Origin of the sequence: Micromonospora sp. CA-240977, assembly GCF_050942285.1 — a bacterium.
In the GTDB taxonomy this organism is placed as follows: Bacteria; Actinomycetota; Actinomycetes; order Mycobacteriales; family Micromonosporaceae; genus Micromonospora.
Window position 1 is genome coordinate 4,765,305 of sequence record NZ_CP192055.1, and the last position, 17,347, is coordinate 4,782,651.

15 protein-coding genes are annotated in these 17,347 nt (G+C 70.3%); 8 read left to right on the forward strand and 7 right to left on the reverse strand.

Annotation, left to right across the window (positions count from 1 at the left end):
* Positions 1–4: 4 nt before the first annotated feature.
* The 3 genes from ACQPWW_RS21685 to ACQPWW_RS21695 all read right to left on the reverse strand — a co-directional run bounded on the left by ACQPWW_RS21685 (position 5) and on the right by ACQPWW_RS21695 (position 4,510).
* Positions 5–2,884: an AAA family ATPase gene (locus ACQPWW_RS21685; RefSeq protein ID WP_433125084.1), complete on the reverse strand. Its 2,880-nt coding sequence runs from the start codon at positions 2,882–2,884 to the stop codon at positions 5–7.
* 555 nt (positions 2,885–3,439) lie between these two features.
* Positions 3,440–3,928, reverse strand: coding sequence for a DUF6924 domain-containing protein (locus ACQPWW_RS21690; RefSeq protein ID WP_433125085.1), 489 nt, complete (start codon positions 3,926–3,928; stop codon positions 3,440–3,442).
* A gap of 210 nt (positions 3,929–4,138) precedes the next feature.
* A complete protein-coding gene (locus tag ACQPWW_RS21695; RefSeq protein WP_433125087.1) occupies positions 4,139–4,510 on the reverse strand; it encodes a hypothetical protein in 372 nt (123 codons plus the stop codon).
* 337 nt (positions 4,511–4,847) lie between these two features.
* Between ACQPWW_RS21695 and ACQPWW_RS21700 the strand changes: the two genes are divergently transcribed.
* The 3 genes from ACQPWW_RS21700 to ACQPWW_RS21710 all read left to right on the forward strand — a co-directional run bounded on the left by ACQPWW_RS21700 (position 4,848) and on the right by ACQPWW_RS21710 (position 8,259).
* On the forward strand, positions 4,848–5,711 hold the full coding sequence (locus tag ACQPWW_RS21700; RefSeq protein ID WP_433125089.1) for an LLM class F420-dependent oxidoreductase: 864 nt from the start codon (positions 4,848–4,850) through the stop codon (positions 5,709–5,711).
* Positions 5,712–6,242: 531 nt separating this feature from the next.
* Positions 6,243–7,553: a ricin-type beta-trefoil lectin domain protein gene (locus ACQPWW_RS21705; RefSeq protein ID WP_433134476.1), complete on the forward strand. Its 1,311-nt coding sequence runs from the start codon at positions 6,243–6,245 to the stop codon at positions 7,551–7,553.
* A gap of 175 nt (positions 7,554–7,728) precedes the next feature.
* Entirely contained in the window at positions 7,729–8,259 is a 531-nt protein-coding gene (locus ACQPWW_RS21710) for a GNAT family N-acetyltransferase (RefSeq protein WP_433125090.1), read from the forward strand.
* 55 nt (positions 8,260–8,314) lie between these two features.
* Here the strand turns inward: ACQPWW_RS21710 and ACQPWW_RS21715 are convergent, their stop codons facing one another.
* The 3 genes from ACQPWW_RS21715 to ACQPWW_RS21725 all read right to left on the reverse strand — a co-directional run bounded on the left by ACQPWW_RS21715 (position 8,315) and on the right by ACQPWW_RS21725 (position 9,870).
* Complete coding sequence (locus ACQPWW_RS21715; RefSeq protein WP_433125091.1) at positions 8,315–8,611, reverse strand: hypothetical protein; 297 nt, start codon at positions 8,609–8,611, stop codon at positions 8,315–8,317.
* Between the two features lie 144 nt (positions 8,612–8,755).
* Positions 8,756–9,562, reverse strand: a complete 807-nt coding sequence (locus tag ACQPWW_RS21720; RefSeq protein WP_433125092.1) for a class I SAM-dependent methyltransferase — start codon at positions 9,560–9,562, stop codon at positions 8,756–8,758.
* 179 nt (positions 9,563–9,741) lie between these two features.
* Positions 9,742–9,870, reverse strand: a complete 129-nt coding sequence (locus tag ACQPWW_RS21725) for a hypothetical protein (protein WP_433125093.1) — start codon at positions 9,868–9,870, stop codon at positions 9,742–9,744.
* Between the two features lie 763 nt (positions 9,871–10,633).
* Here ACQPWW_RS21725 and ACQPWW_RS21730 point away from each other — a divergent pair.
* A complete protein-coding gene (locus tag ACQPWW_RS21730) occupies positions 10,634–11,977 on the forward strand; it encodes a ricin-type beta-trefoil lectin domain protein (protein ID WP_433125095.1) in 1,344 nt (447 codons plus the stop codon).
* 379 nt (positions 11,978–12,356) lie between these two features.
* Here the strand turns inward: ACQPWW_RS21730 and ACQPWW_RS21735 are convergent, their stop codons facing one another.
* Positions 12,357–12,791, reverse strand: coding sequence for an ATP-binding protein (locus ACQPWW_RS21735; RefSeq protein WP_433125097.1), 435 nt, complete (start codon positions 12,789–12,791; stop codon positions 12,357–12,359).
* 196 nt (positions 12,792–12,987) lie between these two features.
* On the opposite strand from ACQPWW_RS21735, the gene ACQPWW_RS21740 reads away from it, so the two are divergent.
* The 4 genes from ACQPWW_RS21740 (at position 12,988) to ACQPWW_RS21755 (ending at position 17,346) form a co-directional block, all read left to right on the forward strand.
* Positions 12,988–14,274 (forward strand): PP2C family protein-serine/threonine phosphatase, encoded by a 1,287-nt coding sequence (locus ACQPWW_RS21740; RefSeq protein ID WP_433125099.1) that lies wholly within the window; start codon positions 12,988–12,990, stop codon positions 14,272–14,274.
* A 309-nt stretch (positions 14,275–14,583) separates the two neighbouring features.
* Positions 14,584–15,303 carry a SigB/SigF/SigG family RNA polymerase sigma factor gene (locus ACQPWW_RS21745; RefSeq protein ID WP_433134478.1) on the forward strand — a complete coding sequence of 240 codons (720 nt, stop codon included), beginning with the start codon at positions 14,584–14,586 and terminating at the stop codon, positions 15,301–15,303.
* An 84-nt stretch (positions 15,304–15,387) separates the two neighbouring features.
* A complete protein-coding gene (locus ACQPWW_RS21750) occupies positions 15,388–15,831 on the forward strand; it encodes a hypothetical protein (RefSeq protein ID WP_433125101.1) in 444 nt (147 codons plus the stop codon).
* Positions 15,832–15,999: 168 nt separating this feature from the next.
* Complete coding sequence (locus ACQPWW_RS21755; protein WP_433125102.1) at positions 16,000–17,346, forward strand: carbohydrate-binding protein; 1,347 nt, start codon at positions 16,000–16,002, stop codon at positions 17,344–17,346.
* The last annotated feature ends 1 nt before the right edge of the window (position 17,347 follow it).

The window sequence follows — 17,347 nt, forward strand, 5'->3', positions numbered from 1 at the left end:
GCGGTCACCGATCGGTGTCATCGAGCCGGGCGACCCAGGCGACCAGAGCCGACCGGGAGGCGACGCCCGCCTTGCGGTAGATGCGGGTCAGGTGCGCCTCCACGGTGCGGGGGCTGATGTTCAGCTGCCGCCCGATCAGTCGGCTGGTGGCCCCGGTCGCCGCCAGCCGCGCGATGTGCCACTCCCGGTCGGTCAGGGCGGCGACCTCGCGCGGGCCGACCGGACGGGCCAGTCGCAGGCCCACCCGTTCCGTCCCGCACCACCCGGCCAGTTCCAGCGCGCGGCGGCGGGCCCGTGCCGCCAGGCCGGTCTGGTCGGCGGCTTCGGCGGCCCGGGCCAGGGAGGCAAGCGCCAGGCTGCGCCGGAGCACCATCCCGGCGGAGCGGAACAGGTCGGCCGCGGTTTCCAGGCGCGGCAGCGCCGCTCCGGGCTCGCCGCGGGCGAGCAGCACCTCGCCGTACGCCGACTCGGCGAAGCCCCGCTGCCCGGGGAGGCCGACCTGGTCCGCCTCGGCCAGTGCCAGCCGCGCCTGCCGTTCGGCGTCGTCGGTGTCGCCGGCGGCGAGAGCGGCGGCGCAGAGCAGCTCGAACCACCTGGGCCGCAGGGTGCTCTGGAGACGGCTCAGCCGGCTGTCGCCGCCGGCGGACCGCACCAGTTCGGCACAGGTCGCCGGATCACCGGAGAGCAGCGCAGCAGTCGCCAGGGCTGTCGCGGCGGTACGACCGCACCAGCTCGCGAGGTCGGTGGCGATTCCGGCGGCGCTGCGGGCCAACGCCACCGCCCGGTCGTCGTCCCGCAGGCCGCCGCGCCACGCCGTCGCCTCCGCCTCGAACGCCAGGGCGAAGCTCAGCAGGTGGTGACTGCCGATGCGCCGGGCGACGATGCCCGCCTCGGTGGCCAGTCCGATGGCGCCGGGCAGCTGGCCACCCTGGTAGGCCACCTGACTGCGACCGAGCAACAGCTGACACAGTCCGTCGTCGCGGTGCGAGGCGCGGACCAGCGTCAGCCCTCGGTCGAGGTGCCGTCCCGCGTCGGCCGGCCGTTCGAGGTACAACTCGGTGAGGCCGAGCGCGGTGAGGCAGTCGGGGTGGTCCCGCACGTCCCCGTCCGGCAGCGAGTCGACGATCCGGGCGCCGGCGTCGAGCAGGTCGCGGGCGTCGTCGAGCGCACCGTCGTGAACGGCGGCCAGACTGCGGACGGCGAGCAGGCTGGCCCGGTCCGCGCCGGAGCCGCCGAGATCCCCGCCGAGCACGTCGGGCAGCCCGGCCACGGACCGGCCGGCCAGGATGCCGGCGGCGCCGATCTCGGTGGCGAGTCGGTAGCCGCCGGTGGGCCCGGCGTCGGCTGGCAGCGCGGCCAGCTCGCGCCGGCTGATCGCCGCCGCTTCGGCGTAGTTGCCGAGCAGGCGTTCCACCCGGGCCCAGAGAGCTACCGCCTGCGCCCGTCGTCCCTGCGGGTCGGCGGGGAACAGCGGCACGATCTCCTGGAGCAGCGCCCTGCTCTCGGCCAGGTCACCGGCCTCCCCGGTGATCTGGGCCAGCACGAGGGACACGTCGTGGCGACGCTGCGTCAGACCGGCCGTCGGGCGCAGCGCGCGCAGCGCCACCCGTAGCCAGCGGATGGCCAGCTCCGGCGTCTCGCGCCGGACCTCCTGCGCGGCCCGGCAGAGCACGTTGACGCAGCGGTCGGCCCAGCTTCCGTTCGGGAGGGCGAGCAGGCGCTCCGCGTAGCGGGCCCGGTCCGCGGCGGGCGCGCCCAGCTCGACAAGCGCGGTGAGCGCCCGCGCGCACGCCTCCACCTGCCACGCCGGGTCGGTGTCCTGCGCGACAGCCATCCGCAGCACCGGGTGCCGGAAGGCGAACCGTCCGGTGCCGGGGACACGGCGGATCAGGTCGAGTCGGGCCAACCGCCAGCCGGCCTCGGCCGCCAGTGCCGCCGGGACCTGTGCGACCTCGGCGAGCAGATCCGCGGCGAAGGGCGCGTCGACGATGGCCGCGGCCCGTAGGCAGGCCAGGTCGACGGGGGGCAGGCCGATCCACTCGCGGCGCAGCTCGGCCAGCGCCGCGTCGGACAGCCGGGCGCCCGGCGCCGCACGGACCGGGTCGGCGCCGGTCGAGGTCGGGTCGACCGGCAGCGCCGCCAGGTAACCGGGGTTGCCCCCGGTCAGGTCGTACCGGGCGCGCACCTCCGCCTGGCCGACGCAGGGGTGCAGCAACGCGACCTCGGCGAGGCTGAGCGGACGCAGCTCGATCCGATCGTGTGACGTCGGCTCCGCATCGTCGTGGTCGCCGGAATCCGGTGGACCGAACGGCATCGGGGTCGCCATCTGCCGCGGGCGGTAGACGAGCACGAGCAGCAGCGGGGCGGGCACCGGATACCGCAGCAGGTGGGCGATCAGCCCGGTGGAGGAGGCGTCCGCCCAGTGCAGGTCGTCGAGGACCAGCACCAGACCGTCCCGGGCCGCCAGGCCGATCAGCCGGCGGGCCAACTGGTAGGTCCGGAACCGTCGGGCGTCCGAGGCCCGCGCCGGCGCCGGCGGCACCGCGGCGGCGGACTCCGCCCAGGTCTCCCCGGTGGGCCGTCCGGCGCCCAGCCCGCGGCGGAGTGACTGCCCCTCGGTGAAGGCGTGCCGGAACACGTGGAAGGGAACTCCGCGCTCATCCGGTGAGCAGGTCCCGACGGCCCAGGGGACGGTGGGGGCGCCCCGCTCCACCGCCTCGTGGACGAACCGCGTCTTGCCGATGCCCGGCTCCCCGACCACCTCGCAGACCATTTGCCAGCCACGGCTCAGCACGGTGGCCTGGGCTCTCCTGATTCGCGCCAACTGTGGTTGCCGCCCAACGAAGGATGGGTCGCTTGACGCATTTTCGAGCCCAGTTGTCATCACGCAGATCAGACGCTTTCCGGCGCACTCAAAGGGGATTGGTCGCACTATACCGAAGCATCAGCGAATGTCGAATATGCAGCTGAGGCCAGCATTGCTCACCGGCCGACCAGGGAACACGAGCACTGCCTGGCGGCCTACCACAATCCGTTGAAAGGGACCGGTCGCCCAAAGGGTGGAACGATATCCCTGAAACCCATTAAATCACCCCGCGCCCAGCGGGCCGAGACACCATCAGCCGAGTTAGCGCACGCCGCGGGGTTTGTTTTTGGTAGCGACATGAACCATGGACAAGGCCCTTGCGCTGCTCGGGCCCGGACACCCGGCTGATTGCCAGGCCGCACCTTCCCTGATATCGGCACAGTCACCGCCGCCTATACAAAACAACCATAGCGATTATCTCAACTGGCGGGAATTCCGGCCGGCGCCCCGAGGACCAGCGACGGCACTGTGGAGATGGTCCCGTCGCCTGCCACGCCGGGCGTCGGACTCGACGTGACGACGTCGGCGGCAGCGCTCCTCGGCGCGCCGCTCACCCCGTGCCGGCACCCGTGCTCAGAAGCCTCGAAAGACGCCGTCCGGTCCGGCCGACCGCGCGAACTCGAAAAAGCCCATGTTCGCGATGGACAGGTTGTTCTCGATCGCCTGGACCTGCCGGGGCAGCGTCCTGAACGGACCCGTCTCGTCGCTCTCGTTCAGATTGACGACGAGCAGCGGATGCTCCGGCAGCGAGACGGTGACGGCGTCGACGACGAACACCACCGGGTGCCGGTACCGATGCGGGTAGGCGCGGGTATAGCCGGCCGCGATCGCCGTACCGCTGCGGCCGACCAGCTCACGGTCCTCGACGAACTCGACGTGGGCCAGGAAGCCCTCCGCCGTGGGGCTGACGATCTCGTCCTTGAGCCGCTCCCACACACCGTCGTCGCGGAAGTCCGCGCGAACGACCGGAACACACCACGTCTCGGGCAGTCGGGCCATCGGCGAAGCGTAGCGAAAGCAGGCTTTCCCTCCGGTCGCGACCGGGGCGCGGGTCCGCGGCACGACCCGGTTCCCGGCGTGACGCGGCGCAGCACATGATCCGCGGGCAGCGGCGGATGCCGGCTCATGGCTTGTCCGCCGGTGTGGACACCGCCCGACGACAATGGCCAGATGCGGCGCCCAACGACCCGGAAGCGCCGGACGTGGATCTGCCCGTCCGGTGGGACACCCAACCCACCCGACGGCAGGGCACCCGACTCAGCAGCGCGGCGGTCAGCCGAAGTAGGCCCAACTGGAGCAGGCTTTGATGTCGTAGCCGTCGATGTAGTAGGTGGTGCAGGCCCGGAAAGCCTTGACCTTGCCGCCCGGGTCCTTCGACGCGCTCTGCCCACGGCCGACCGCCAGGTCGCCGGTGGCGCCGTTCGTCAGCGTGTACTCGACCCGGCCGCCGGTCGCCCCGCTCTCCTTGCCGGAGTACACCCAGACCCAGGCGGTCCCCTTGCCCGGATTGTTGTCCGCCTGTGCCTGCGTCTGGTGGTGCCAGATCGACGCCGCGGCGAGAGCGGGCTGCGCCAACGCAACCGTCAGGGCGGCCGCGACCGCCGCGACGACACTCACCCTCTTGCCCAGGAAATTCTTCGTCATTTTCTCGACCTCTCCGGCCGGCGCGGTGGCGCCCGTTGTCCTGTGGTCGCTGACCGCCGTCGATAGTCCTGATCAGGGAGATCGGCCGTGTTGATCATGACACTCCGGTCTGCCCGAAATCGTGAATGGGACCGGGCCAGCGAGTGAACGGTCGGGCCGACCAGCCGGCGACCGGCCGGCAGTGGTGGCTGCGCGGCCCGCCATCTGCGCTGTTCGTCCAACCCGCACCAGGGGGATCGCCGTCGCCAGCAGCGCCGCCATATCGGCCAGCCCGGTGAGGTGCAGATATCTCGGTTGGTGCGCGTCGCGCTCCGCCGGAGTTGCGTAGTGTTCCGGTATGGCACAACGACTCGTCAGCGTGTGGCAACCGTTCTTTCTCACCACTGAAAGTCGAGGCGCGGCCGTCGATGCCGCGGTCGAGTTGGAGGAGTTGGGCTACGCCCGGCTCTGGTTCTCGGGCGGTTTCGGCGAGAATGTCGCCCCACGCTTCCGCGAGATCCTGGACGGGACCAGTCGCCTCGGGGTCGCGTCGGGGATCGTGAGCATCTGGCACTCGTCGCCCCCGGAGGTGGCGGCGTTCGCCCTGGACGCGGAGCAGGCCCATCCCGGCCGGTTCCTCCTGGGTCTCGGCGCGAGCCACGCCGTGCTGTTGGAGGGCAGCGGCACGGCCTACCGCAGGCCGTACTCGAAGATGGTGGGATACCTCGACGGTCTCGACGCCGCCGGGCTTTCTCCCGAGCGGCGGGTCCTGGCCGCACTCGGCCCGCGGATGCTCGAACTCTCCCGCGACCGCGCAGCCGGGGCGCATCCGTATTTCGTCCCCGTCGAACACACCGCCGAGGCCCGGGCGGCACTCGGCCCGGACCGGCTGCTCGCCCCCGAGGTCGCGGTGGTCCTCGAGGCCGACCCCACCGCTGCCCGCGCCACGGCCCGGCAATACACGAGCGCATACCTCGCACTGCCCAACTACACGAACAACCTGCGGCGATTCGGCTGGACCGACGAGGACTTCGCCGAGGGCGGCAGCGACCGCCTCGTGGACGCGCTGATCCCCTGGGGCACCGTCGAGCAGGTCGCGGCCGGGCTGGAGAAGCACTACCAGGCCGGTGCGGACGAGGTGGCGGTCCAGGTGCTCAACGGTGGCGACGCCACGACATTCCCCGCCGACGCGTTCCGCGCTCTCGCCGCGGTCCTGATCTGAGGTCCCCGGAGGCACCCAACCGCAGCGGCGCGGGCAGACGGTCCTGATCCTCAAGCGCCGCCGCAGTTCGCCCCGTCCTGGCCGCGACATCTTCGAGCGAGGCCGCGGCGTGCCCGATCGGCATTCCGCGGCCGTGGCGGAGAACGCCAGCTACGGAGACGCGGCGAACTTCGACACCGGCGGTGGCGGAGGCGGAACGGACTGAAGCGCCACCGCCTCGGCCAGCCGGACTGGCGCACGTACCCCTCCTGGCACCGCCACCACGCCTGACGCCCGCGGGCGCGATCGCACCCCTGGTGCGCCATCCCTGGGGCGAGCAATGACGTCATACGTCAGACGATGATGCTAATCTATTTCCGCGCGGTTAACGCGTGGCCCCTGCCGGTCGTCGTCCCGACAACCAGAACGGCACGCCCGCTCATCCGCGTGTCACCGACGCGGATCGGACGCCGCACATCGCCACCCACGCATACCCAAGGAGGTTTGACTGTGCCACTTCGTAAACTCTCCGCCCCCTGGATCGGGGCGGCCATGGCCGTCATGGTGCTGGTCGCCGTCGGAGCGTACGTGATCGCGACAGGCGGATCGGCGGCCGCGGCCACCACCGCCGGCTGCGGCAAGGCACCCGGACTGAACAGCGGCACGCACACCATCCAGAGCAGCGGAAAGACCCGCAGTTTCATCCTCCGGCTGCCCGACAGCTACAACAACACCTACCCCCACCGGCTGGCCTTCGGGTTCCACTGGTTGGGCGGCACGGCCGAGCAGGTCGCGTCGGGCGGCACCGACGGAGCCCCGTGGGCCTACTACGGCATGCTCTCGCAGGCGAACAACACCACGATCTTCGTCGCCCCGCAGGGCATCGGCAACGGCTGGGGCAACTCCAACGGTGAGGACGTGACCTTCACCGACGACATGGTCCGCGTGATCGAGAACGCGCTCTGCGTCGACACGACGCAGCTCTTCTCGGTCGGGTTCAGCTACGGCGGAGCGATGAGCTACTCGTTGGCGTGTTCCCGGCCGACCGTCTTCCGTGCGGTCGCGGCGATCGCGGCCCCCGGGGCGATCAGCGGATGCAGCGGCGGCACCCAGCCAGTGGCGTACCTGGGAATTCACGGCATCAACGACAACATCTCGAGCGGACGGTCGCTGCGGGACAGGTTCGTCCGGAACAACGGTTGTGCCGCGCAGAACCCGCCGGAACCGGCGGCGGGCAGCCGGACCCACATCACCACCGCCTACTCGTGCCAGCCCGGCTATCCGGTGCTCTGGGCCGCGTTCGACGGCGGCCACCAGCAGGGTCCGGTGGATGGGTGTGCCGGCTGCGAGAGCGGCGCGCGGAGCTGGGTCAAGCAGGAGGTGTGGCGGTTCTTCAGCCAGTTCGGGTCGACGGTGCCACCCACCACCGCTCCGCCCACCACTCCCCCGCCGACGAGCCCGCCGCCCGGCCAGCAGAACGTGCTGATCGCGGGTAGCCAGTCCGGCCGCTGCATCGACATACCGAACTCCAGCACCAGCAACGGGACCCGCCCGCAGCTGTGGGACTGTCACGGTCGCACCAACCAGCGCTGGACCCACACCTCCAACCGCACCCTGACCGTCTACGGCAACAAGTGCCTGGACGCCAACGGGGCGGGCAGCAGCAACGGCACCGCCGTCATCATCTGGGACTGCAACGGCCAGGCCAACCAGCAGTGGAACCTGAACTCCAACGGCACCATCACCGGAGTCCAGTCCGGGCTCTGCCTCGACGCTGTCAGTTCCGGCACGGCCAATGGAACCCAACTGCACCTCTGGGCCTGCCACGGCGGCGCCAACCAGCAGTGGAGCACGCGCAACTAGACGAACAACTTCGCACCCCGGCTCGGCTGCGGCCAGCGGACGGAGGTGACCGCCGGTCACCTCCGTCGGGGCGGATGCGGCAGTGGGCGGTATACCTCAGAGTCATATTCATACCTCTGCGGTATACCGCCCACCAGCACATCGACCTGCCGCCAGCCACACCTACAATCCCGCCATGGACGACACCACCCGCGGCGTACGTATCAGGCGCGGCGGTCCGGCCGACGCACCCGCCGTATTGAGAATGCTCGACGACGCGGTGACGTGGATGAACAGTCGGGGCAATACCGAGCAGTGGGGCACGACACCGTTCTCCGAGAAGCCCGGCGGGACGGAACTTGTCGACCGGTACCTGACCGAGAACCTCCCGTACATCGCCGAACTGGACGGGACGCCAGCCGCAACCCTGGTGCTGGATTCCGGGCCCAGTCCGCGCGCACCGATCGCGCCCGCGGAGGAACCCGAGCGGTACGTCCGTCTCCTGGTCTCCGACCGACGGTTCGCCGGTCGAAACCTCGGGTCGGCCCTGTTGGCACATGCCGTGCGGGAGACCCGGCGAGCCGGCGTGCGGCTGTTACGGGTGGACTGCTGGGCGGGCGGCGGTGGCGAGTTGGTGGCGTTCTACGAGCGCCACGGGTTCACCCCCACCGACACCTTCCTGGCTGGGTCCTGGCCGGGGCAGGTGCTGGCCCAGCGGGTCGGCTGAGCTTGTCGCCCAGTACTCCTCGTCGCGACGATTCCCCTCCCACCGCTCGCGCGGCTCAGCCGCCACCCGCTGGAACGAGGTCGACCACCGGGGCTCCCGGCAGAAACGACACCTCCACCACGTCCTCCCACTCCGGCGCTGCCGCCGGTGGCTCACCGTCATGCACCTCGACAGTGAACCGGACCCGCCCCGTGTGCGTGCCGGTCATCAGGAACAACGCGCCCGACTGACCGGCCCCGCAGAGGCCGTTCACCTGCCCGGCGAATGCCTCCTCCATGTCCGGCAGCTCGCTACTCGTCACATAGATCTGCCCGTACGCGACCGGAGCCTGGCCGTCGAAGAGAACGCGCATCGGGCGATCCTCCCATCGGCCGACGTACGCCCGCTGTCCCCGTGGTGCGGCGAACCCGTGGTCACGGGTGCGGGTCGTACCGTTCGGCGACGCCGTCGAACATCGCGGCGACCGTTGGCGGCTGCTTGTCCAGACCTGCCCGCGTCACGGTGTCGCCGCTGGTGCCGGTGCGGCAGTCGTGAGCAGGTACTCGGCCTCCAACCGGAACTGACCGCCGTCGGCCACCCCGCGGTCGCCGACGAACGCGCGCAGGTCCGCGCGCAACGCGTCCCACCGGCCCTCGGCCACGAGCCGTTCCCGTTCGGTGACGACGTGCCCGGCGGTGTCGATGAGCAGGCTGGTCGCCGCGTCGGCGTTGGCGAAGCTCAGGCCCAACCGGTGGACGACAGTCGACGTGATCCGCAGGTCGGCGGCTGCCAGGAGCTGCCCGACGGACGTACGGTCACCCCACCGGCTCGGCGGGGCGCCGCCGGGCGGAGGTGGCGGTAAATATCCACCGAGGACCTGACCCATGGCCGGCAACAGGCTGCCCGGTGTCCAGGCAGCCAGTACGACTCGACCCGAGGGGGCACACACCCGGCTCAGCTCTCGCGCCGCCACCTCGTGGTCGTTCGCGTAGATCACGCCGAACACCGACAGGACCACGTCGGCCGAATCGTCTGGCAGCGGTAGGCGACCCGCGTCGCCGACCCGCCAGTCGACAGCAAGGCCGTCGTCGGCGGCCCGACGCCGGGCCAGTTCCACAAGCGCGGGCTCCAGATCCACCCCGACGGTACGGGCTCCGCGTCGGGCGGCCAGTATCGCCGCGTTGCCCGTACCGGTGGCCACATCGACCACCCGGTCATCCGGCCCTGTCGCGGCGGCCGTCACCACCTCTTGGGCGACCGGCATCAGCCGCCGTGCCATGGCCGGATAGTCGCCGGCAGCCCACGTGGTCACGAATGTGCCCATCACGCCTCCCTCATCGCGGAAGGCGCCCTTGGATCCGAGGGTTTCCCGGGTGAGCGTGGCGGACCCGGTCCGTCGCAGCGCCCCTCACTCCGGCATCGTCGACCGTAAATGATCGCAATACGCCCCGGCAACCCCGTGGCTCAAGCGGAACGGGCGCCGGCCCGGTCGCGGTCGCGGTGCTACTTGCTGCGCGAGCGCAGGAACAGGATGACGACGATGGCGACCGCGACGAGGACGAAGAAGCCGATCAGCACCGGCTGGGAGACCGGCGTCTTCGGGCCTCCGACCACGGCGAGATTTTCCAGCATGGCAGTTTCCGTCCATTGAGGAGGTACGAGTCTGGATCACTTCCTTCCCGGGATGCCAAACGCGCAACCCACTCCGATGCCGCGAGGGCTGACCGAGACGCCGCTGCGCCTCGCTGGTGCCCCCCCCGGTCGGGCGCGACGCCCACCCCGACCGCCGGATCTGTAACAGGCCCGAAACTACCGGTTGAAAATCCTGGAACTTTCTGCCAGCCTGAGAGCCATCGATGAGTGTGAACGTTAACATGATCCTTTCAGTACTGGAGGCGCCGTACGCGACCGTCAGGCCCACCGACCTGCCCGGCAACCACGCCCACACCGGCGAGCCCAGCGCCCACAGTCACCTGCCAACGGGCGAACGGGCTACCCGTCGCAATCCTTCAGCCGCTGGTCAGGTAGCTCGCGCCGACTCGCCTCCGGGCGGACGCCCGCCGTGCGCCCCGGGCCCGGTCGGGCCGACTCAGCATCGGGGCCGCCGCAGCCGAGCAGGTCGCCCACCCGACCAGCGACGGAGATCTCCCATCTCACCACCGGAGGATCAGCATGGTTTTCCCGGATCCGTTCCACCGGGTGTGCTCGACCACGAACGCTCGATTCTTCCGGAACAGCTTCGATAACTCAGCGTCTCGGCGTGCCGTCACCCCGGCGGGTCAGGTCGGCACAGCGTCGAGCCCGCCCGCACCGCACCCACCCACCACCAGGAGGTACGACCATGCGAGGACCTGCGGACCACCCCCCGCCCTCTGGGGATGCCCACGCTGACCGAGTGTCATCCCGTTTCCGCGGTCGGCTGTTCAAGCTCGCCGCGGCCGGGATCGTCGCCACCGTCGGGCTGTTCACCATGACGGTGGCGACCGGGTCGGCATCGGCCGCCGACAACCCGTACCAGCGGGGCCCGGACCCCACCCGGACCAGCGTCACCGCCGTGAACGGCCCCTTCGCCAACACGTCGGTCAGCGTCCCGACCGGGTACGGCTTCAACGGCGGCAGGATCTACTACCCGACCGACACCAGCCAGGGCACCTTCGGGGCCATCGCGATCTCGCCGGGCTACACCGCGTTGTTCTCCGCCGAGCTGGCCTGGATGGGACCGTGGCTGGCCTCGCACGGCTTCGTCGTGATCGGCATCGAGACCAACAGCCGCAACGACTTCGACACGGCCCGAGGCACCCAGTTGCTCGCCGCGCTGGACTACCTGACACAGCAGAGCCCGGTACGCGACCGGGTCGACCCCAACCGGCTGGCGGTCGCCGGCCACTCCATGGGCGGCGGTGGCGCGCTGAGCGCGGCCATCCGGCGCCCATCGTTGAAGGCAGTGGTCGGCATCGCGCCGTACTCGCCGTCGTCGAACCTGGCCAACGACCGGGTGCCCACGATGATCTTCGCTGGGCAGGCGGACACGGTGGTCACCCCGTCCTACGCCACCAGCCTGTACAACAGCCTCCCGACCACGACGGAGAGCGTCTACGTGGAGGTGGCCGGCGCGGATCATGGGTTCATGGTCGGGCGGTCGAACCCGGTGATGGTCCGGACCATGCTGCCGTTCGTCAAGATGTTCGTCGACAACGACGCCCGGTACAGCCAGTTCCTCTGCCCGCTGCTGGACAACAGCGGCGTGGTCACCTACCGCAGCACCTGCCCGCTGCTGCCCTCGACGCCGACCACCCCGACGGCGGCCCCCACCAACACGCCGACCCCCACCGCTTCACCCACCGTCCCACCCAACGCCGCCAGCGAGATCATCGGCACGCAGTCCGGCCGGTGCGTCGACGTAACCAACGCCTCCCACAACAACGGCACCCGCGTACAGCTCTACGGCTGCAACAAGCAGTCCAACCAGGCATGGACGTACACCTCAGGCAAACAACTACAGGTGTACGGCAACATGTGCCTGGACGCGGCGGGCACCGGCAACGGCGCGGCGGTGCAGATCTACAGCTGCCACAGCCAGACCAACCAACAGTGGAACATCAACTCCAACGGCACCATCAGTAACGTGCAGTCCGGACGATGCCTGGACGTCTGGAGCACGGCCAACGGAGCCCCGATCCAGCTCTACGACTGCCACGGACAAACCAACCAGCAATTCAGGCTCGCGCCCCTCGCATGATGATCACGGCCGGCTGCGTGCACAGCCCGTTCGAGGGCCCGCAGATCAACAGACCGCAGGGCGAGGTCCGGCACACCTGACACAGGCCGGAACGGGCGGGCTCGGCGTCACGCCGAGCCCGCTCCGGCATGTCGGGCAGCTCGCGCCCCGACGTCGAGGGAGACCGTATAACCACAGGTGATATCACCGGTCACGGTGCCGAGTTCCTCGTCCGGCCGGGCTAACGGCCGTCCCTGGTACGTCGATGCCTGCTGGTTCCGCCGCACGCGGACGCTCCCGGCCGCTGCGGGACCTGCTCGGAAGGACCCTCGTACCGGACGGTCGCCTCGTGGACCGCCGCAGGCGCTTCCGGCAACGGATGACGTCGAGGAGGGGATGGTTATCCGAGAGTGTCGCGGGTGCGTGCCGCGATGCGGATGGTGGTGCCTGCGGGCCCGCTGTCGACGAGGACGTACTCGGCCATCCGCCCGACCACCCAGAGACCCATTCCTCCCGTTTCGGACAGGGGCGGTCGCTCGGTGCGCGGAAAGTAGTGCGCGGTGTTGAAGCCCCGCCCCTGGTCGGTGACTTCACAGGTGAGCTGACCGTTCAGGAGCAGGCGTACGGCGCCTCTGCCACCGCCGTGCCGAATCACGTTGATCATCAGTTCGTTGATCGCGATGACCCAGTTCTCGATCTCGTCGTGGTCAAGGCCACACCGGCGACTGGCGGCCTCGACCTCGCTTCGGACGCGGGTCAGGTCCGCGAGGGCGAACGACGTCGAGAACAGGGGCTTCCCGCCGGTAGGGGCATGCTGGTCGAGCGGCGGATTCACTACTGCTTGCCCTCCCTGTCGGACGTGGAGCCGGTGACCTTACCGGTGGCACGAGGGAGGATAGCTCTCCGGAACGGATCCACCGGCCGACCAATGCGTCGATGTGACATCGGAGGTACCCCGTCTCGACGGCACGACACTGTTGATCTCGCTCCTGACGTGCCATCGGTGGTGGGCCGGCGTCTAGGCTGCCTGGGTGCCCGATGCCGAGCTGGTGCCCGATGCCGAACTGGTGCCCGATGCCGAACTGGTGCCCGATGCCGAACTGGTGCCCGATGCCGAACTGGTGACGAACGACGAGCGGCTGCGACGTATCGAGGCGATCACCGACGCCGCCCTGTCGGGGCTGAACATCACCGAGTTGCTCGACGAGCTACTCGAACGCGTCCGGGACCTGCTCGCTGTCGACACCGCCACCATCCTGCTGCTGGACGACCACACCGGTGAGCTGGTCGCGACCGCGGCCAAGGGCCTGGAGGAGGAGGTCCGGCGGGGTTTCCGCGTCCGGGTCGGACGCGGCTTCGCCGGGCGGGTGGCGGCGACACGCGCGCCGGTCACGATCCACGACGTGACGCCCGACGACGTGGTCAACCCCCTCCTGCTCGCCGCCGGCATACGGGCCCTGCTGGGCGTGCCCATGCTCGTCAACGGCAACCTCGTCGGCGTACTACACGTCGGCTCGCTGGCCCTGCGTCAGTTCGGTTCCGACGACGTGCAGCTCTTACAGCTCGTTGCCGACCGTGCCAGCATCGCAGGTCAGGCCCACGCGCAGGTCCTCGACCGGCAGGCGGCGCTGGCCCTGCAGCACAGCCTGCTACCGGGCCGGCTACCCGACATCCCCGGCCTGGACCTGGCCGCCCGGTACATACCCGGCCACGACCTGGGCATCGGCGGCGACTGGTACGACGTGTTCACGTTGCCCTCGGGCTGGCTGGGCGCCGTCATCGGCGACGTCTCCGGCCACGGCCTGCCCTCCGCCGTCGTCATGGGACGCATCCGCAGCGCGCTCCGCGCCTACGCCCTCGACTCCGAGGATCCCGCCCAGGCGCTGACCTCCCTCGACCGCAAGATCCACCACTTCGAGGCGGGCACCCTCACCACCGCCCTCTACGCCCTGATCACCCCCGACCGCGCGACGGTGCACCTCTCCTCCGCGGGGCATCTCCCACCGCTGCTGGCCACCCCCGGCCAACCCACCCGGCCGGTCAACCTGACTGTGGACCGGCCACTCGGCGTGGGCCGACCACCAGCCAATCGCCGCACCACAGTTGTGGACCTGCCGCCCGGCGCGGCGCTCGTCTTCTACACCGACGGACTTGTCGAACGTCGCAGCGAGCTGATCGACACCGGCATCGAGCGCCTCGCCAACGCCGTGCGGTCCAGGCCGGCCGAGGAGTTGTGCGACCACATCATGGCCACCACCGCAGACGAGCACCCGGACGACGACATCGCCCTGCTGGTCATCCGCCGTCAATCGGAATGAGCCCCGCGGGCAGCTGATCCGAGATCGACCGCCTCCTCCGCCGGGGGACTCGTGCGCCACCGCCAGCAACTGTGACCTGACTCCGGGCAGAGGACGCGACACCGAGCTGCGACACCTCATCCTTTCGGCTAGGTTTCTGGCGTCCTTTCGTCTACCCTCTGCTCAGACGGTTGGCGCCGGACAAGCGGAGCGCGGCCGGTGCGATGCGGAGGAACCAGCATGACCATCACCACCGACCGGCCCGCACCGAGGAGCACCCACAACCAGGAGACCTCGGCCGACTCGACCGCCACGAGGTTGCTGCTCGCGATGGCGGCGATGCCCGCCGATCACCCGTCGCGGGCCGCGCTGCGGGACCGGGCGATCGAGGCGTGGCTGCCGCTGGCCAATCACCTCGCCCGACGCTACAGCGGGCGAGGCGAGCCCACCGGGGACCTGACGCAGACCGCGGCGTTGGGCCTGATCAAGGCAGTGGACAAGTTCGACCCGTCCCGCGGTGTCGACTTCGCCGGCTACGCGATCCCCACCATCGTCGGGGAACTCAAGCGTCACTTCCGGGACCGCACCTGGGACATCCGCGTGCCCCGCCGGCTGCAGGAGATGCGCCTGGCGATCTCGGACGCGAACAGCACCCTGCTGCAAACGCTGGGGCGCTCGCCGACTGTCGCCGACATCGCCGCACACCTCAAGCTCACCGAGGAAGAGGTCCTCGAAGGCCTCGAAGGCGCCCGCGCGTACAACGCCGTCTCGCTGTCCACCCCGATTGGCGACGGCGAGCGCGGCACCGAGCTGGGCGAGATGCTGGGCGGCGACGACGCCGAGTTCGCCAAGGCCGAGCTGCGGGTGGCGCTCGGCCCCGCGCTGGCCACGCTCGACGAGCGGGAGCAGAAGATCCTCACCCTGCGCTTCTACGGCAACCAGACCCAGAGCGAGATCGCCGACCAGATCGGTGTCTCGCAGATGCACGTCTCACGCCTGCTGGCCCGCGCGCTCGTCAAGCTGCGGACGCACCTGGCCGACACCTACTAGCCACCAACCCCTGCCGCTTATCGATCAAGGCCGTGCCACTGCGCTCGGCCGCCGCCCCGGACCGGTGGGGTCTACCCTCCCGGTATGACGGACGCCGGGCTACCGACCGCGGGCATGATGATCAGCATTCGGACCCGACGCGATGTCGTCGTGGTGGACCCGGACCGGTTCCTGGCCGCGGCGCGGCAGGCGCTACGCGACCGCAGCCCGGGTCTGTCCGATGCGGAGGCGGCCGAGGCGATCACTGACGTCTACGATGCCGTACACGCCCTGCTCGATCGGGACGGAACGCTCGCCGCCGACGCCGTGGACGGCGAGAGGGTCGGCGTCGGTGGACTCCGGCCTGGCGTGCGGGTCAGCGGCCGGACGGACGGCCTGTCGCCGGCCGGCTGGCTGCACGGGGTGGTACTCGACGACGAGTCTCCGCTGCAGGACTACGGCTGCTTCCTGCCCGAGGACCCCTTCGCGGTGCCCTGGACCTGGGATGACGATCGGCGGCAGGGCCGGTCGGGCGCCGCCGACACCTAGCATGCGTCGCCGCACGACCTGAAACTCGAAGGCCGGCGCGGCACGCGGCAGCCCCGTCAGTCCTCCGACTCCCCCAACTTCCCGGAATCTGTAAACAACCCTTGATATTAAACTTTACGAACGTCAATATGTGGAGGTCGGAGGTCACCGAAGCCTGGGGAGTGAACCATGAGGAGCCGTCGGATTTTCGCAGTGCTGGCCGGGGCGGCGATGACCGTCACGGCCGCCGTCGCCTTCGTCCCCAGCAGCATGGCGGCCGTGCCCTCGGCCAACGCGGTCCCGATGGTCGCCTGCACCGCCCCGGCGTGGGCCGAGGGAACGACCTACCAGGCGGGCGCCCAGGTGACCTATGGCGGCCGGCTCTACCAGGCTCTGGTCGCCCACACCGCGTACCCCGGAGCCGGCTGGAACCCCGCCGCGACACCGTCGCTCTGGCGTGACCTGGGCGCGTGCTCGGGAAGCACCACGCCGCCACCGACCACGCCGCCCCCCACCACGCCACCACCGACCACGCCACCACCGACCACGCCGCCACCGACCACCACGCCACCACCGACCGGTGGGACCTGCGCGGTGAAGTCGCGGCCCGCCGGCAAGGTGTTGCAGGGCTACTGGGAGAACTGGGACGGCGCCTCCAACGGCGTACACCCCGGCCTCGGCTGGATCCCGATCACCGACAGCCGGCTCAACCAGCACGGCTACAACGTGATCAACGCGGCGTTCCCGGTGATCCGAGCCGACGGCACGGTCCTCTGGGAGAACGGCATGGACGCCGGCGTGAAGGTGGCCACCCCGGCCGAGATGTGCCAGGCCAAAGCGGCCGGCGCCACCATCCTGATGTCGATCGGCGGGGCCGCCGCGGGCATCGACCTGAGTTCCGCGGCGGTCGCCGACCGGTTCATCGCGACGATCGTGCCGATCCTGACGACCTACCACTTCGACGGCATCGACATCGACATCGAGACCGGCCTGACCGGCAGCGGCAACATCAACACCCTGTCGACGTCGCAGGCCAACCTGATCCGGATCATCGACGGCGTGCTGGCCCGGATGCCGTCGAACTTCGGCCTGACCATGGCGCCGGAGACCGCCTACGTCACCGGCGGCAGCGTGGTTTACGGCTCGATCTGGGGCTCCTACCTGCCGATCATCAAGAAGTACGTGGACAACGGCCGGCTCTGGTGGCTGAACATGCAGTACTACAACGGCTCGATGTACGGCTGCGCCGGCGACTCGTACCCGGCGGGCACCGTGCAGGGCTTCACTGTGCAGACCCAGTGCCTCAACAACGGCCTGACCATCCAGGGCACCACCATCCGCGTGCCGTACGACAAGCAGGTCCCCGGCCTGCCGGCGCAGAACGGCGCGGGCGGCGGCTACCTGTCGACGTCGCTTGTCACCCAGGCCTGGAACTCGGTGCCCGGCCTCAAGGGCCTGATGACCTGGTCGGCGAACTGGGACGGGTCGAAGGGATGGACCTTCGGCGACAACGTGAAGCGCCTCCAGGGCCGCTGAC

Excerpts from the sequence above, each read along its gene's own strand:
- ACQPWW_RS21745 (WP_433134478.1), top strand. The coding sequence starts at position 14,584 with ATGGCGGCGATGCCCGCCGATCACCCGTCGCGGGCCGCGCTGCGGGAC.
- ACQPWW_RS21750 (WP_433125101.1), top strand. The coding sequence starts at position 15,388 with ATGACGGACGCCGGGCTACCGACCGCGGGCATGATGATCAGCATTCGG.
- ACQPWW_RS21755 (WP_433125102.1), top strand. The coding sequence starts at position 16,000 with ATGAGGAGCCGTCGGATTTTCGCAGTGCTGGCCGGGGCGGCGATGACC.
- ACQPWW_RS21725 (WP_433125093.1), bottom strand. The coding sequence starts at position 9,870 with ATGCTGGAAAATCTCGCCGTGGTCGGAGGCCCGAAGACGCCGGTCTCC.
- ACQPWW_RS21695 (WP_433125087.1), bottom strand. The coding sequence starts at position 4,510 with ATGACGAAGAATTTCCTGGGCAAGAGGGTGAGTGTCGTCGCGGCGGTC.
- ACQPWW_RS21685 (WP_433125084.1), bottom strand. The coding sequence starts at position 2,884 with ATGACAACTGGGCTCGAAAATGCGTCAAGCGACCCATCCTTCGTTGGG.
- ACQPWW_RS21710 (WP_433125090.1), top strand. The coding sequence starts at position 7,729 with ATGGACGACACCACCCGCGGCGTACGTATCAGGCGCGGCGGTCCGGCC.
- ACQPWW_RS21715 (WP_433125091.1), bottom strand. The coding sequence starts at position 8,611 with ATGCGCGTTCTCTTCGACGGCCAGGCTCCGGTCGCGTACGGGCAGATC.
- ACQPWW_RS21700 (WP_433125089.1), top strand. The coding sequence starts at position 4,848 with ATGGCACAACGACTCGTCAGCGTGTGGCAACCGTTCTTTCTCACCACT.
- ACQPWW_RS21720 (WP_433125092.1), bottom strand. The coding sequence starts at position 9,562 with ATGGGCACATTCGTGACCACGTGGGCTGCCGGCGACTATCCGGCCATG.
- ACQPWW_RS21705 (WP_433134476.1), top strand. The coding sequence starts at position 6,243 with ATGGCCGTCATGGTGCTGGTCGCCGTCGGAGCGTACGTGATCGCGACA.